14 protein-coding genes are annotated in these 14,707 nt (G+C 68.5%); 10 read left to right on the plus strand and 4 right to left on the minus strand.

Annotated elements, in window-relative coordinates:
- Positions 1-89 precede the first annotated feature (89 nt).
- Entirely contained in the window at positions 90-1,247 is a 1,158-nt protein-coding gene (locus BCR55_RS17675; protein WP_053298711.1) for an FAD-dependent monooxygenase, read from the minus strand.
- 299 nt (positions 1,248-1,546) lie between these two features.
- Between BCR55_RS17675 and BCR55_RS17680 the strand changes: the two genes are divergently transcribed.
- From BCR55_RS17680 to BCR55_RS17700, 5 genes are all read left to right on the plus strand, one after another.
- Positions 1,547-2,299 (plus strand): hypothetical protein, encoded by a 753-nt coding sequence (locus BCR55_RS17680; RefSeq protein ID WP_006403890.1) that lies wholly within the window; start codon positions 1,547-1,549, stop codon positions 2,297-2,299.
- Between the two features lie 27 nt (positions 2,300-2,326).
- The gene (locus tag BCR55_RS17685) at positions 2,327-3,157 is read left to right on the plus strand and encodes an alpha/beta fold hydrolase (protein WP_006403891.1); all 831 of its coding nucleotides are present in this window, start codon (positions 2,327-2,329) and stop codon (positions 3,155-3,157) included.
- Between the two features lie 36 nt (positions 3,158-3,193).
- Entirely contained in the window at positions 3,194-4,234 is a 1,041-nt protein-coding gene (locus tag BCR55_RS17690; protein ID WP_006411089.1) for a hypothetical protein, read from the plus strand.
- A gap of 11 nt (positions 4,235-4,245) precedes the next feature.
- Complete coding sequence (locus BCR55_RS17695; RefSeq protein ID WP_053298716.1) at positions 4,246-4,926, plus strand: isochorismatase family protein; 681 nt, start codon at positions 4,246-4,248, stop codon at positions 4,924-4,926.
- Between the two features lie 222 nt (positions 4,927-5,148).
- Positions 5,149-7,440 (plus strand): molybdopterin cofactor-binding domain-containing protein, encoded by a 2,292-nt coding sequence (locus BCR55_RS17700; protein ID WP_065496642.1) that lies wholly within the window; start codon positions 5,149-5,151, stop codon positions 7,438-7,440.
- 52 nt (positions 7,441-7,492) lie between these two features.
- On the opposite strand, the gene BCR55_RS17705 is transcribed toward BCR55_RS17700, so the two are convergent.
- A complete protein-coding gene (locus BCR55_RS17705) occupies positions 7,493-7,939 on the minus strand; it encodes a MarR family winged helix-turn-helix transcriptional regulator (protein ID WP_006399733.1) in 447 nt (148 codons plus the stop codon).
- Between the two features lie 508 nt (positions 7,940-8,447).
- On the opposite strand from BCR55_RS17705, the gene BCR55_RS17710 reads away from it, so the two are divergent.
- The 3 genes from BCR55_RS17710 (at position 8,448) to BCR55_RS17715 (ending at position 10,931) form a co-directional block, all read left to right on the plus strand.
- Positions 8,448-9,755: an MFS transporter gene (locus BCR55_RS17710; RefSeq protein ID WP_006403897.1), complete on the plus strand. Its 1,308-nt coding sequence runs from the start codon at positions 8,448-8,450 to the stop codon at positions 9,753-9,755.
- 121 nt (positions 9,756-9,876) lie between these two features.
- Positions 9,877-10,167 carry a hypothetical protein gene (locus tag BCR55_RS31110; RefSeq protein ID WP_006403898.1) on the plus strand — a complete coding sequence of 97 codons (291 nt, stop codon included), beginning with the start codon at positions 9,877-9,879 and terminating at the stop codon, positions 10,165-10,167.
- On the plus strand, positions 10,164-10,931 hold the full coding sequence (locus BCR55_RS17715; protein WP_006403899.1) for a DUF4397 domain-containing protein: 768 nt from the start codon (positions 10,164-10,166) through the stop codon (positions 10,929-10,931). Before BCR55_RS31110 ends, BCR55_RS17715 begins: the two co-directional genes overlap by 4 nt.
- 74 nt (positions 10,932-11,005) lie before the next feature.
- Here the strand turns inward: BCR55_RS17715 and BCR55_RS17720 are convergent, their stop codons facing one another.
- Positions 11,006-11,557: a DUF3005 domain-containing protein gene (locus tag BCR55_RS17720; RefSeq protein ID WP_006403900.1), complete on the minus strand. Its 552-nt coding sequence runs from the start codon at positions 11,555-11,557 to the stop codon at positions 11,006-11,008.
- Between the two features lie 71 nt (positions 11,558-11,628).
- Here BCR55_RS17720 and BCR55_RS17725 point away from each other — a divergent pair, with 71 nt between their 5' ends.
- Positions 11,629-11,976, plus strand: coding sequence for a hypothetical protein (locus BCR55_RS17725; protein WP_065495186.1), 348 nt, complete (start codon positions 11,629-11,631; stop codon positions 11,974-11,976).
- A 404-nt stretch (positions 11,977-12,380) separates the two neighbouring features.
- On the plus strand, positions 12,381-13,535 hold the full coding sequence (locus BCR55_RS17730; protein ID WP_065495188.1) for a LysR family transcriptional regulator: 1,155 nt from the start codon (positions 12,381-12,383) through the stop codon (positions 13,533-13,535).
- 39 nt (positions 13,536-13,574) lie between these two features.
- Here BCR55_RS17730 and BCR55_RS17735 read toward each other — a convergent pair whose 3' ends face one another.
- Positions 13,575-14,519, minus strand: coding sequence for an AEC family transporter (locus BCR55_RS17735; RefSeq protein WP_006403904.1), 945 nt, complete (start codon positions 14,517-14,519; stop codon positions 13,575-13,577).
- Between the last annotated feature and the right edge of the window lie 188 nt (positions 14,520-14,707).

Here is a 14,707-nt window from a genome sequence, read left to right on the forward strand (position 1 = left end):
TCGCCGCGTACCGGCACCGCGCTCGCCGTCGCGCGAACGGCGAGCGCAGCGGGCGCCGGCGGCGAGGCCGCGCATCGTCGTGCGATGCGTCAGGCCACCGCCGCGACGCTGTCGCGCGACGGCGAGACGAGCGGCACGTCGAACACGTCGTAGCCGAACACCCACGACGGATCCTCGTTCGTGCGCAGCCAGGTGTTGTCGTGCGACACGCGCTGCACCTTCGATGCGCGCGCCGCGCGATTCGCCTCGTACAGCGCGAACGCACCCGTGTAGTCGCCGATGCCGAGCTCGCCGATACAGCGCGTGAGCATCGCCGCATCCTCGATCGCCATCGCCGCGCCCTGCGCCATGTGCGGCTTCATCGGATGACACGCGTCGCCGAGCAGCACGAGCCGGCCGCGGCTCCACAGCGGCAGCGGATCGCGTTCGAGCAGCGGCCACTTCGTGATCGACGGCGACACGTCGATCAAATGCTGGATGTCCGCATGAAAACCCGCGAACGCCTCGCGCATCTCGTCGCGATTGCTGTCGACCATCGACACGCCCTCCGGCCATTCGGCCTGCGGCACGCCCGTCACGTAGTAGTACTCGTCGCGCTTCTCGGTCACGTAGTAGACCATCATGTGGCGATCCTCCGACCACCACTTCACGCACATGTCGTACGGCTTGTTGCCGAGCAGCGACGCCGGGAACACCGCGCGATGCGCGACGTAGCCCGTATAGCGCGGCGGCTCCGCGCCGAGCAGGTGCTCGCGGATCCGCGAGTTCACACCGTCGGCGCCGATCACGATGTCGGCCGTGTCGACGCTGCCGTCGGCGAACGTGAGCCGCACGTCGTCGCCCGTGTCCTCCACCGATGCGAGCCGCTTGCCGAAGCGGATCGTGCCGGGCGTCACGGCCTGCGTCATCAGCGCATGGAAATCGCCGCGATGGACGGTCAGATAGCTCGCGCCGTACGTGCTGCGCGCATGGTCGCCGAGCGGAATCCGCGCGAGCACGTCGGCCGTGCGCCAGTCGCGGCTATACCAGCAATCGGGATGCGAGCCCATCGCATCGAGCGCGTCCTCGCAGCCGATCCGCCGCATGATCTTCATGACGTTCGGGCCGAGATGAATCCCCGCGCCGAGGCGTGAAAACGCGGGCGCCTGCTCGTACAGCACGACGTCGTGGCCGGCGCGCTGCAGCAGCGCCGCGGCGGCCGTGCCGCCGAGACCGGCGCCGATGATTGCGATACGGGGTGTGCTCATGCGGATCTCCTGATCGTGAGCCCGGCGCCGGACCTGACGCGAGAACGGGCGGGTTGAACGGTGTTGATGTAGCGTACACACTCAATTTATTTGTGACAAGCGGATTGTCGAGTCGCATTTTCAGGTTCGGGAAAACCCCGATATTTTGCCCAAATTCTTTATATGCCGTCGATCTTCAGGCTCACCGGCGAATTTTGACCCATTGTCATTTTCAAATGTACACACTAGACTTTACTCGAACCTGCGCGATCGCCCGCCAGCACAGCGCCCCTCCCTCACCGACACGGAGCCTTCCCGTCATGAGCAAGACCTATCGCATCGGCCAGATCGTGCCGAGTTCCAACACGACGATGGAAACGGAAATCCCCGCGATGCTGCGGCTGCGCGAAACGATCCGGCCCGAGCGCTTTACGTATCACTCGAGCCGAATGCGGATGAAGAAGGTCGTCAAGGAAGAGCTGGCGGCAATGGACGCCGAATCGGACCGTTGCGCGGTCGAGCTGTCCGACGCGCGCGTCGACGTGCTCGGCTACGCCTGCCTCGTCGCGATCATGGCGATGGGGCACGGCTATCACCGCGTGTCGCAGGCGCGCCTGACCGAACATACGGCCGGCAACGGCGCGCGCGCGCCGGTGCTGACGAGCGCGGGCGCGCTCGTCGACGCGCTGCGCGTGATCGGCGCGAAGCGGATCGTCGTCGTCGCGCCGTACATGAAGCCGCTGACCGAGCTCGTGGTCGACTACATCCGCAACGAGGGCTACGACGTGATTGCCTATCGCGCGCTCGAAATCCCCGACAACCTCGAGGTCGGCCGTCACGATCCGGCGCGGCTGCCTGACATCGTCAAGACGCTCCCGTATCAAGACGCCGATGCGATCGTGCTGTCGGCCTGCGTGCAGATGCCGTCGCTGCCGGCCGTCGCGAAAGTCGAGGCCATGACCGGCAAGCCGGTGATCACCGCCGCGATCGCGACGACCTACGCGATGCTGCGCGAACTCGATCTCGAGCCGATCGTGCCCGGCGCGGGCGCGCTGTTGTCCGGCGCGTACTGAACGCGCGTTTCCGACGGAGCTTTCACGATGTCCTCGACTTTCCTGTACGGCGCGAACGTGCGCGCCAACGGCATCCGCCAGCACTACCTGCGCTACGGCGGCGCAACCGGCGCGCGCGCGACGCGTGCGGCGATCGTGCTGATTCCCGGCATCACGAGCCCTGCGATCACATGGGGCTTCGTCGGCGAAGCGTTCGGCGCCGCGTTCGATACGTACGTGCTCGACGTGCGCGGCCGCGGGCTCTCCGACGCGTCGCCCACGCTCGACTACAGCCTCGATGCGCAGGCCGACGACGTCGTAGCGCTGGTCGCCGCGCTCGGCCTGTCGCGCACGAGCCTCGTCGGTCATTCGATGGGCGCGCGCATCGCCGCACGCGCCGCGCGGCGCGGCATCCGCGGGCTCGAATCGGTCGTGCTCGTCGATCCGCCCGTGTCGGGCCCCGGCCGCCGCGAGTATCCGGGCAAGCTGCCGTGGTACATCGATTCGATCGCGCTCGCACGTGCGGGCACCGACGCCGAAGGGATGCGCGCGTTCTGCCCGACCTGGACCGACGCGGAGCGGCAGCTGCGTGCCGAGTGGCTGCATACCTGCGACGAGCGCGCGGTGCGCGCCTCGTACGAGGGCTTTCACACCGACGACTTCCACGCGGACGCCGCGCAGCTCGCGGTGCCGTCGCTGCTGATCACGGCCGAGCGTGGCGACGTGGTACGCGACGACGACGTCGCCGAACTGCAGCGCGCGACGCCGTCGATGCGGCACGTGCGCGTGCCCGATGCCGGCCACATGATTCCGTGGGACAACGCACGCGGCTTCTACGCGGCCTTCGGCGACTTCCTCGGCGCGCCGCTCGCGGCCTGACGCCGCCTTTCCCTCACGCCTTTACCGGAGCCGACGATGCCAGTCAGCGACACCCAACTGATCGACGCGTGGAAGCAGGTGCTCACGCTGTCGCGCCTCGAACCGGGCCAGACCGTCACGATCCTGACGAGCGCGGCCACCCATCCTCAGACGCTGTCGTGCGCGCTGATCGCGACGCAGTCGATGGGCGCGATCGTGAACCGGCTCGACCTGCCGCCCGTCAACGGCGACAAGGCATTCAGCCGCGATCCGCTCGCCTATCTCGGCACGACGCCGCTGACCGGCAACCGCGCCGCGATCGCGGCGCTGCAGGCGAGCGATCTCGTGCTCGATCTGATGACGCTGCTGTTCTCGCCGGAGCAGCACGACATCCTGAAGTCCGGCACGAAGATCCTGCTCGCCGTCGAGCCGCCCGAAGTGCTGGTGCGGATGGTGCCGACGCTCGCCGATCGCACGCGCGTGCTCGCCGCGACGAAGCAGATTGCCGCCGCGCGCGAGATGCGCGTCAGCTCGGCGGCCGGCACCGCGTTCGTCTGCCCGCTCGGCGATTTCGCGCCGACGGCCGAGTACGGCTTCGTCGACGCGCCGGGCCGCTGGGATCACTGGCCGAGCGGCTTCGCGCTCACCTACCCGAACGATCGCACGGCGCGCGGCACGATCGTCATCGATCGCGGCGACATCCTGCTGCCGCAGAAGCACTACGTGAGCGAGCCGATCGTGCTGACCGTCGAGGGCGGCTATGCGACGCGCATCGAAGGCGGCGTCGACGCCGATCTGCTGCGCGACTACATGGACACGTTCGCCGATCCCGAAGGCTATGCGATCTCGCATATCGGCTGGGGGCTGCAGCCGCGCGCGCGCTGGTCGACGCTCGGCCTCTACGACCGCGAAGCGACGATCGGCATGGACGCGCGCGCCTTCGAGGGCAACTTCCTGTTCTCGCTCGGCCCGAACAACGAAGGCGGCGGCAGCCGCACGACGACGTGCCACATCGACATCCCGCTGCGCCGCTGCACGGTCGAACTCGACGGCCACGCCGTCGTGCGCGACGGGCGCGTGACCGACCAACCCGCCTGACGAGACCCACGATGAACGACCTCTCCCACCACGCCGAAGCGCACGTGTATCGCGAACAGGGTTTCGGCACGCCGTTGCCGCCACACGGCAGGCTTGCGCTGCTGATCGTCGACTTCGTCGTCGGGTTCGCCGATCCTGCGACGTTCGGCGGCGGCAACATCGCGCCGGCGATCGCGCGCACGACGCAGGCGCTCGCGATCGCGCGGCAGCGCGGCTGGCCGGTCGCGCACAGCCGGATCGTCTATGCGGACGACGGCAGCGACGACAACGTGTTCTCGCTGAAGGTGCCCGGCATGGCGACGCTGACCGAGCATCACCCGAACAGCGCGATCGTGCCGGAACTGACGCCCGCGCACGGCGAGCTCGTCGTGCGCAAGACCGTGCCGTCCGCGTTCTTCGGCACGCAGCTCGCGCCCTGGCTCGCGCAGCGCGCCGTGCAGACGCTGCTCGTCGCCGGTGCGGTGACGAGCGGCTGCGTGCGCGCGAGCGTCGTCGATGCGATGTCGCACGGATTCCGTCCGCTCGTGCTCGCCGATTGCGTCGGCGATCGGGCGATCGCACCGCACGAAGCGAATCTGTTCGACATGCAGCAGAAATATGCGGCCGTGATGCCGCTCGACGATGCGATCGCGGCGATCGATGCGATGGACGCGACACATGCGACGCATGCGACCCACGCGCCCGCGCGCTGAGCCGATGCGCATCGCGGCCGAACTGCGCCGCACCGGTCGCGACGCGCTCGACGCCTGCCACCGCCGCCTTTGACGCCGCGTTTTTGGCCGTCTAGATTCGAACGGGCGGTCGCGCGGATCATTCGGGAGCGGCCCGGAAACGACGCGGCGATCGTGCCGCCAACCGTCCCGAACGACTTTTCGCGCGGCACCCGCCGCGCCGCCACCCAGGACACCTGCTCCGTGAACCGCTCCGAACTGCTCGCGCGCACCGGCTGCCTGACCGTGATCCGGCCGCCCGCGCCGCCCGTGAAGCCGGCGCCCGGTCAGCCGGGCAGCCTGTCGTCGTATGTGCCGGCGCTGCCCGAAGTATTCGTCGCGATCGTCGACGACGGCCGCATCCTCGCCTTCAACGGTCACGTCGACCTCGGCACCGGCATCCGCACCTCGCTCGCGCAGATCGTCGCCGAGGAACTCGACGTGCCGGCCGCGCGCGTGACGATGGTGCTCGGCGATACGGCCGCGACACCGAACCAGGGCCCGACCATCGCGAGCGCGACGATCCAGATTTCGGCCGCACCGTTGCGCTGCGCGGCCGCACAGGCGCGACATGCGCTGCTTGCGCTTGCCGCCGAGCAGTTCGGCGTCGATGCCGGGCAACTGCGCGTCGACGACGGCACGATCTCGGCCGTCGACCACAGCGGCGCGCAGCGCCAGGCAAGCTACGCCGAACTCGTCGCGCAGCGCCGCATCGCGCTGACGCTCGACCCGCACACGCGCACGAAGGATCCGGCGCAGTACCGCATCGTCGGCCGCGCGTCGCCGCGTGTCGACCTGCCGGCAAAGGCGACCGGCGAACTCACGTTCGTGCACGACGTACGCGTGCCCGGCATGCTGCACGGCCGTGTCGTGCGGCCACCGTATGCAGGCCACGACAGCGGCCCATTCGTCGGCGCGTCGCTGCTGGACGTCGACCGCACGTCGGTGGCCGACGTGCCGGGGCTCGTCGCGGTCGTGACGATCGGCGATTTCGTCGGCGTCGTCGCCGAGCGCGAGGAGCACGCGATCCGCGCCGCGCGGCAACTGCGCGTCGTGTGGCGCCCGCATCCGCCGCTGCCGCCGCTCGACGATCCGGCGGCGGCGATCGCCGCCGCGCCCGCGCAGCCGCGCCTGCTGCTCGACGAAGGCGACGTCGAAGCCGCCCGCACGTTGCCCGACACGCTCACGCTGACGCGCACCTATACGTGGCCGTTCCAGATGCATGCGTCGATTGGACCATCGTGCGCGGTCGCCGACTACCGCGCACCCGGCGACGGGCGCATCACCGTGTGGTCCGGCACGCAGAACCCGGTGTCGCTGCGCTACGACCTCGCGACGCTCGTCGCGCGCGACGAAGCCGATATCGACATCGTGCGGATGGAAGCCGCCGGCTGCTACGGCCGCAACGGCGCCGACGACGTCTGCGGCGATGCGCTGCTGCTGTCGCGCGCGGTCGGGCGCCCGGTGCGCGTACAGCTGATGCGTGCGGACGAGCATCTGTGGGAACCGAAAGGCGCGGGCCAGCAGATGCGCGTGACGGGCACCGTGTCGCGCGACGGCCGCCTCGTCGGCTACGACTTCGCGACGCGCTACCCGTCGAACGACGCGCCGCTGCTTGCCGCACTGCTGACCGGCACGATCGCGCCCGAGCCGCGCGTGTTCGAGATGGGCGACCGCACGGCCGTGTCGCCGTATGTCTGCGCGCACCGGCGCTTCGTCTGCGAGGATCTCGCGCCGCTCGTGCGCGCGTCGTGGCTGCGCGGCGTCTCGGCGTTGCCGAACTCGTTCGCGCACGATACGTTTGTCGACGAATGCGCGGCGCTGACCGGCGTCGATCCGCTGGCGTTTCGCATCCGTCATCTGCAGGACGCGCGCGCGATCGAGCTGCTGCATGCCGTGGCCGAACGCGCAAGCTGGACGCCGCGCGTGCGCCGCGATCCCGATCCGGCGCGCATCGTACGCGGGCGCGGCATCGCGTACGCGCGCTACGTGCACAGCCGCTTTCCCGGTTTCGGCGCGGCGTGGTCCGCGTGGATCGTGGATCTGAGCGTCGATCGCGTGACCGGCGAAATCCGCGTGGAGCGCGTGACGGTCGGACAGGACACCGGCACGATGATCAATCCGGACGGCGTACGCCATCAGATTCACGGCAACGTGATCCAGGTGCTGAGCCGCACGCTGAAGGAGCGCGTGCGCTTTGCGGACGGCAAGGTCGCGTCGCGCGAATGGGCGGGCTATCCGATCCTGACGTTCGCGGAGGTGCCCGACGTCGACGTCGTGCTGATGCCGCGACAGGGCGAACCGCCGCTCGGTGCCGGCGAATCGGCGTCGGTGCCGGGGCCGGCCGCGGTCGCGAACGCGCTGTTCGATGCGACCGGCGTGCGGTTCTACGCACCGCCTTTTACGCCGGAGACGATTCGCGCCGGACTGCGCGACGCCGGCCGCTTGCTTGCGGGCGATGCGGCCGGCACGCGCGCGCCGGCCGATACCGCCTAGCCGCCGTTCGTCGCGATCGAGGTCGCCGCGAACCGAACGCGCCGATCACGCGTCACTCGGCGCCCTCTTCGTCCATCATCTTGCGCAGCAGAAACTGCAGCGCGACGCGCTCGCCCGGATTCAGCGTCCCGTACGTGCGTTCCGTCACCTGACGCGCGAACGGCACCGTGCGGTCGATCAGCGCGAGGCCGGCGGCCGTCGCTCGCACGAGCAGCTTGCGGCCGTCGTTCGGATCGGGCAACACCTCGATCAGCGCGCGCGTCTTCAGCCGCTCGACGACGCCGCGTATCGTCGCCTGATCGATCGCAGTCGCCTTCACGATGTCGTTCAGCGAACTCGCCTGCCGCTCCTTCACCGCGCACAGCGTGACGAACTGCGCGGCCGTCAGATCCGAATCCGGAATTGCCTCCTGGAAGATCGCGACGTGCCGTTGATACGCGCGGCGCAGCAAGTGCCCGATCTGGTCGTGAAAGTCGTAGGAATCCCTGGAAGACGCCATGAAAGTCGCGGCTCGCACCGCATGAAAACCGAAAGACATGGAGTGTACACCCTCAAATCGGCACAAGCGGTGCATGGCGATGCCTCATGGCGGTGCGTCAACGGACGGCGGCGCGATGCGCGCAATTAGCGCGCGCATCGCCGCGTAACCAGCGCCGCGCGAGTCCGCCGCGTTCGGTGCATGGATCGCATGCATCGCTTCGCCGCATCCCGCTCCGGTGTACACGCGCCATTTTCGAGCGTAGTCATACAATTTTCCTCGAAGCTTCGTGCCTCGTAACGGTGCCGTCGATTCGCAACGAAATCCCGCCGAATATCACGTTTAGACCAGTGTTTTCGATACCTTTCCGCCTGTCGAGAGCCGCGCTTCAAGCCCCCGCCGAGATTTCTTATTTTGTAGTGTGTACGCTCATTAATTGGCGTGCTATACAGACTCAAGCGCGCGCCGAACCACGCTCGCGTCGACCGTCGACCCATTTCCTCCGTCACTTACGAACAGGGGTTATCCCATGTCTACCGCCCACCCGAGTGCCGCCGTCGGTGCCGACGACGCGCAGCACGGCGCGCTCTACCGCAAGGTCACGCTGCGCCTGATCACGCTGTTCTGTCTGTGCTATTTCGCCGCGTATCTCGATCGCATCAACATCGGGCTCGCGAAGCTGCAGATGCTGGACGCGCTGAAGTTCAGCGATGCCGTGTACGGGCTCGGCGCCGGCCTGTTCTTCGGCGGCTACATCCTGTTCGAGGTGCCGAGCAATCTGATCCTGCAACGTGTCGGCGCGAAGCTGTGGATCGCGCGCATCATGATCACGTGGGGGCTGCTGTCGGGCGCGACGATGTTCGTGCAGACGCCGATGCAGTTCTATGTCGTGCGCTTCCTGCTCGGCGCCGCGGAAGCCGGATTTCTGCCGGGCGTGCTGTTGTATCTGACGCAGTGGTATCCGGACGCGCGCCGCGCGCGGATCGTCGCGCTGTTCATGGTCGGCCTGCCGCTGTCGAGCATGATCGGTAGCCCGATCTCCGGCTGGATCATGCGGGCGTTCGACGGCGTGCACGGGCTCGGCGGATGGCAGTGGCTGTTTCTGCTCGAAGCGCTGCCGTCGGTCCTGCTCGGCTTCGCGGTGCTGCGCTGGCTGCCGAACCGCATCGAGTCCGCACAATGGCTGAACGACGACGAGAAGCGCGTGCTGCGCGCGAACCTCGACCGCGACCCGTCGGGGAACAAGAGCCACGCGCTCGGGCGTGCGTTCTCCGATCCGAAGGTATGGGCGCTCGGGCTGATCGACCTGTGCGTGCTGCTCGGACTGTACGCGGTCAGCTTCTGGCTGCCGACGATCCTGCGCGACACCGGCGTGAAGGACGCCTATCACATCGGCTGGCTGATGGTGATTCCGAACGCGGCGGCCGTCCTCGCGACGCTCTATTGCGGCGCGAGCTCCGACCGTGCACGCGAACGGCGCTGGCATATCGTCGTGCCGTTCGTCGTGTCGGCGGTCGCGCTGGCGATCGCGGCGACGTCGTCGCACGGCACGGTCGGCACCGTCGTGCTGTTCTCGCTGATCAACGCGGGCGCGGCCGCCGCGATGCCGGTCGTATGGGCGCTGCCGTCGACCTTCCTCAAGGGATCGGCGGCCGCCGGCGGCATTGCGTTCGCCTGCTCGATCGCGAACCTCGGCGGGTTCGGCAGCACCTACTTCATCGGCTGGCTGCGCGACACGTTCCATTCGCAGAGCGCGGGCCTCTACGCATTCGCCGCTTGCATGCTGATCGGCTGCGCGCTGGCGCTCGCGTATCCGGCCAAGCTCGTGAACCGGTAAAACGCATGCGCGCGCAACGTCACGGTATCGTTGTGCGCGCATCGACCGCCGATGTGGTCAGCATCGAAAGGACGACCGTTTAAAACGGTTTCGCGTGTCATGACCACGTACGCGATGCTGCATGCCGCTTTGCATCGCCACCTTTTTACAATCGTCGGAACGATCGCACGCGCGCATCATCGTGCCGCCGGTCGCACGCGCGATCGCACGATCGCCATCGCGCCGCCGCATCGTCGTGCGGCCGCCGTTTTACTCGTTCGTCGTGCCAAGCGGGCACGCTCTTTGCGACTTGGTCGCGCCTGCCGACCCGGCAGACGACTACTTCCCTGAACCCGGCGTTGCGCCCCGCGCGAACCGTTCGCGCGGCAGGAGCGCATCGCAAGCAGGTTTTCTGAACGAGAGGACGACATGAAATCCATTCGAACTTTGGTGGCGCTGTGCTCGGTGATCTCCGTACTCGCCGCATGCGGGGGAGGCGACGGCAACGACCTCGGTACCGAACTGGGGATCTCGAAGCCGCAGGCGCGCTTCATCAACGCAGTGCCGGCCGGCCCGAACCTCGACTACTACCTGAACGCGAAGGTCGACGCGTCGGGCGTCGCGTACAAGGGCGTCACGCGTTATCACGACATCGATTCGGGCGGGCAGACCGCGAGCTACGACGTATCGGGAACGAACACCACGGTCGCGTCGCAGTCGTTCAACGCGGCGAACGGCCACCACTACACGACGATCGCGCTGCCGAGCACGTCGTCCGCGATTTCGGTCGTCGACGATCCGTACGACAAGGGCCTGCTGTCCGACAAGGCGCGCGTACGCAGCTTCAACGCATCGCCGAACGCGCAGAACGTCGACGTCTACGTCGTGCCGCCGAACACCGACATCACGACGCAAACCCCGACGCTGACGGGCGCCGCGTACCAGAACGCGTCGCCGCCTTCCGGTCAGGACTCCGTCTATCTGAACGGCGGCACCTATCAGATCATCGTGACGACGGCGGGCAGCAAATCGCCGATTCTGAAGACCGCGCCGGTCACGCTGAACAACAACGCGGACTGGCTGATCGTGACGATTCCGTCGGGCGGCATCGGCGACGTCACGCCGAACGACATTCACGTGCTCGTTGCGCAAGGCAACGACGCCGACACGTCCGCACAGGAACTCGGGCCGCAGTAACACGGCCCGCGATGCGCTGCCGCCGGCAGCGCGGCCCGCGCATCGCACGGTGCGCGGGCGGCTTGCTTCCTTCCTTATTCGATCCGTTCCAGACAGATGACGTGCTCGGCGCGGCTCGAATCGCCGTGCGGGACTTCGACGTCGCCCACGTGACGCACGCGCCAGCCGGGGCGCGTCGCGATCAGCGGCATGTTGCCGTCCGGGCGGCTCTCGATGCCGCCGAGCCCGTCGTCCGGCGTGTCGACGCTTTCGTCGAGCGACGCGTTCGAATAGATCACGTTGTCGTGCCACTTCGACGCGCCGGTCCGGGCTTCGAGGCCCTTGCCGTCGACGTCGACCGTGTTGTCCGTCATCGCCATGTTGGCGTTGTCGATCGTGACGATGCGGCCGCCTGCGCGGCGCACGGGATCGCCGCTGTCCACCGCGTGCGCATCTCGATCGATCGGCGGCAAGCCGGTCGGCGCCTTGCCCGCGACGGCCTCCGGCGATAGCGGCCGCTGCGCGAACTCCTTCGCCTGGGTGGCGGCGCTCGGCATTTCGTGGCCGGCCGCCGGCGTTTTCGCGGGGCTTTGCGCGATCGTTTCCTGCTGCTGTTTCGGGGTAGGGTTCGATTCGGCGTTCTGCATCGCATCTCCTGTCCGGGCTGCGCGCACCGGCGCCGAGCCGGCACGCCGCTCCGGGAATCGCTACACGGTCCTTGCAAATCTTTCATGCGACGGGCACGGCGCGGCCCGACGCGTCGACGCGCCCCGGCCGGCCGTCGCAGCGGCGCGCGAACCGCGCGCCGCGACGCGTTCGTCAGCCGCCGCTCGCGCCGCTCGCGCCGCTCGGCGTCGACGCCGCACCCGGCATGCTCGCGCCGGTATCGGCCCCGGTGCCGGCCGCACCGCTGCTCGGCGTGCCCGACGGCGCGGTCGCCGGCGCGTTCGACATGCTGCCCGACGACGTCTGGTCGGAACTCGTGCTGTCCGATTTCTTCTGGCAGCCTGCGCCTGCCGCCATGCCGGCGATCAGGACGCCGGCGAAAACGGCTCGGCATACGTGACGAAATGAATATCGCTGCATGACACCTCCCGCTGATGTCGGTGGATGGGAACCCGTTCACGAGCAATCCGCGTACCGGCGTAACCATTCGTTTTTCAAATGAGGGCCAGCCGAATATTTAATTTCCCATGGCGGGACGCGCCCACCATACTCGCGAGCGAATCCCGACCATAACGGTCACGATGCGGTGCGCAACGCTGCGTGCAGCCGCGAGCGGGGCCGGATTGCCGATACGGAAGGAGACACCGGCGTGCTACTGGAAACTGCCTGTCGCGCAGGCATCGTGCGCGGCGCCGACGACGCGTCGCATCGAACCGGCACGGCCGCGCGCGGTCCTAAGCCGGGCCCGCGACTGCGCGCTCGCGCTCGTCGCGCCAGCGCCGCATCGCCGCGACGGACCTCGACATGCTTGAGCGCGTAGCACCGCGCGCCGCTGAGCGCGCCGCCGACGCCGACGCCGCACACGCGCTCGACGTGCTCGATGCGCGGCTCATGCGCATGCTGCTCGTGCTGCTGACCGAGCGCACGGTGTCGCGCGCGGCTGTGCGACTCAACATGTCGCAGCCGGCGACGAGCGCCGCACTGAAACGGCTGCGTACGCTGCTGGGCGATCCGCTGCTCGTGCGCAGCCGCTACGGGATGGTGCCGACCGAGTTCGGCGGCCGGCTGATCGAGCCGCTGCGCAATGCACTGCGCGTGATCGACTTGATCCGGCTCCAGCAGCCGCGCTTCGACGCGCGTACGTCGGTACGCACCTACCGGATCGGCTGCCCCGACTATCTGAACGTGCTGTTCGTGCCGAAGCTCGTCGCGCTGTTCCGCACACGCGCGCCGCAGGCGCAGCTCGTGTTTCATCCGCTCGGCGACGGCTTCGACGACGAACGCGCGCTCGCCGACGGCGAACTCGATGTCGTAATCGACAATCGTCCCGCGCGCGGCGCGCAATTCCGGCAGGAACGGCTGTTCGACGACCGGATCGTGTGCCTGATGCGCGCGACGCACCCGCTCGCGCGGCGCGGCGCGATCACGGCCGCCGAATTCGCCGATGCGCCGCAGCTGTGCCCGTCGCCGTCGCGGCTCGAAGCGTCCGGCGCGATCGACCGGCAACTCGAGCGCGTCGGACTGCGGCGGCGCATCGTCGTCACGCTGCCGCACTTCGAGCTCGCCGCGCATGCGCTCGTGCGCTCGGATCTCGTCCTGACCACGACGTACCGGCTTGCGTGCCATTACGCGAAACTGCTGCCGCTGCGCGTCGTCGCGTTGCCGGCCGCTCCGCCCGAGGTCGGCTATCGCATCACATGGAACGACGCGGGTTCGTGCGTCGACGGCGTGCGCTGGCTACGCGAGCTGATTGCCGAAGCGACACGCAGTTGGCTCGATGCCGAGGCTGCGCAGCCGGCGGTGACGGCACTGCCTGCGGCGGCGGCGGCTGCACCGACCGCCGCGACGTCCGAACCTGCGCGCACACGTCCGGGTCGCCGTCCGTCACGCTGCTCGTCGCGCCCGATTCGGACCGCGCGCTGCGCACGTCACGCGCGCATCGCGTCGAAATCGCACTGACCGTCGCGCCGTGCGTGCGGTTGCCCCCGCTGCGCTCCGCTACGATGCGTGCCGCGCGAGCGCAAGCAGCACCGACAACGACACGATCGAGCCGATCGTCGACAGCAGGATCGTGCGCGACGTCACCTGCGCTTCGCGTCCATAGAATTCGGCGAGCATATAAGGCCCCGTGCCGGTCGGCAGCGCCGCGAGCACGACGGCGATCTGCGCGAGCACCGGCGGCAGCGCGAACACGCGCACGCCGAGCCACCATGCGAGCGCGGGCTGGACGAAGAGCTTCGTCGCGGTCAGCGCGATGCTGCCGCGCGGCGTGTCGCCGGATGCCTCGCGCTTCTCCGCGAGAAACAGCCCGAGGCTCACGAGCGCGCACGGGCTGGCCGCCGCGCCGAGCAGCTTCAGGAATGTCTGCGCGGGCGCGGCGAGCGTCACGTGTGCGGCCGCGACGCACACGCCTGCGAGCGGCGCGACGATCAGCGGATTGCGCAGTAGCGCGCCGACGACCTTCCACATGAGTCTCAGCGGCGCGCGGTCGCGCTGCAGCCCGATCTCGATGACGACGATCGCGCCGGCGAACAGCACGCACGCGACCAGAATCGTCGCGATCGTGGTCGGCGTCAGGCTGTCGGTGCCGAAGGCGAGCAGGCACAGCGGAAAGCCGAGATAGCCGGTGTTCGGATACGACGCGGCGATCGCGTCGATGCTGGCATCGGCGAGCGGCCGCCCGGCGAGCACGCGCCAGATGAGCACGCCGCCGAACACGGCCGCGCAAGTCAGCGCGAACGTCGCGACGAAGGCTGGCTGATAGAGCTGATGCCACGAGGCCTGCGCCATGATCTGGAACAGCAATGCGGGCAGCGCGAGCCAGACGACGAACCGGTTCAGTTCGGACGCGGCCGCCGGACCCAGCACGCCACGCTTGCGGCACAGAAATCCTGCCGCGATCAGCCCGAACACGGGCAACAGAATCTCGATCGTCGATGACATCTTGGACACGCTGCGTGAAACCGGAACGCGCCAGCTTAATGGTTCCGCGCGGCTGCGTCCAATGCGGACGCCGGTGAGCACGGCTCGCCTCGCCTGTCGCAGTCGGTTGTGTAAGCAACTTGTATGCAGCCTGCGGGCCGCCGAGCGCCGCGGCGGCGGAGTACGAATATGCATTTCGCGATTCGATG

This window comes from Burkholderia sp. CCA53 (assembly GCF_001685525.1).
Lineage (GTDB): Bacteria > Pseudomonadota > Gammaproteobacteria > Burkholderiales > Burkholderiaceae > Burkholderia > Burkholderia multivorans.

Coding starts and splice junctions, on each gene's coding strand:
- BCR55_RS17675 (WP_053298711.1), bottom strand. CDS start 1,247: ATGAGCACACCCCGTATCGCAATCATCGGCGCCGGTCTCGGCGGCACG.
- BCR55_RS17720 (WP_006403900.1), bottom strand. CDS start 11,557: ATGCAGAACGCCGAATCGAACCCTACCCCGAAACAGCAGCAGGAAACG.
- BCR55_RS17695 (WP_053298716.1), top strand. CDS start 4,246: ATGAACGACCTCTCCCACCACGCCGAAGCGCACGTGTATCGCGAACAG.
- BCR55_RS17710 (WP_006403897.1), top strand. CDS start 8,448: ATGTCTACCGCCCACCCGAGTGCCGCCGTCGGTGCCGACGACGCGCAG.
- BCR55_RS17685 (WP_006403891.1), top strand. CDS start 2,327: ATGTCCTCGACTTTCCTGTACGGCGCGAACGTGCGCGCCAACGGCATC.
- BCR55_RS31110 (WP_006403898.1), top strand. CDS start 9,877: ATGCCGCTTTGCATCGCCACCTTTTTACAATCGTCGGAACGATCGCAC.
- BCR55_RS17730 (WP_065495188.1), top strand. CDS start 12,381: ATGCTTGAGCGCGTAGCACCGCGCGCCGCTGAGCGCGCCGCCGACGCC.
- BCR55_RS17735 (WP_006403904.1), bottom strand. CDS start 14,519: ATGTCATCGACGATCGAGATTCTGTTGCCCGTGTTCGGGCTGATCGCG.
- BCR55_RS17715 (WP_006403899.1), top strand. CDS start 10,164: ATGAAATCCATTCGAACTTTGGTGGCGCTGTGCTCGGTGATCTCCGTA.
- BCR55_RS17690 (WP_006411089.1), top strand. CDS start 3,194: ATGCCAGTCAGCGACACCCAACTGATCGACGCGTGGAAGCAGGTGCTC.
- BCR55_RS17705 (WP_006399733.1), bottom strand. CDS start 7,939: ATGGCGTCTTCCAGGGATTCCTACGACTTTCACGACCAGATCGGGCAC.
- BCR55_RS17680 (WP_006403890.1), top strand. CDS start 1,547: ATGAGCAAGACCTATCGCATCGGCCAGATCGTGCCGAGTTCCAACACG.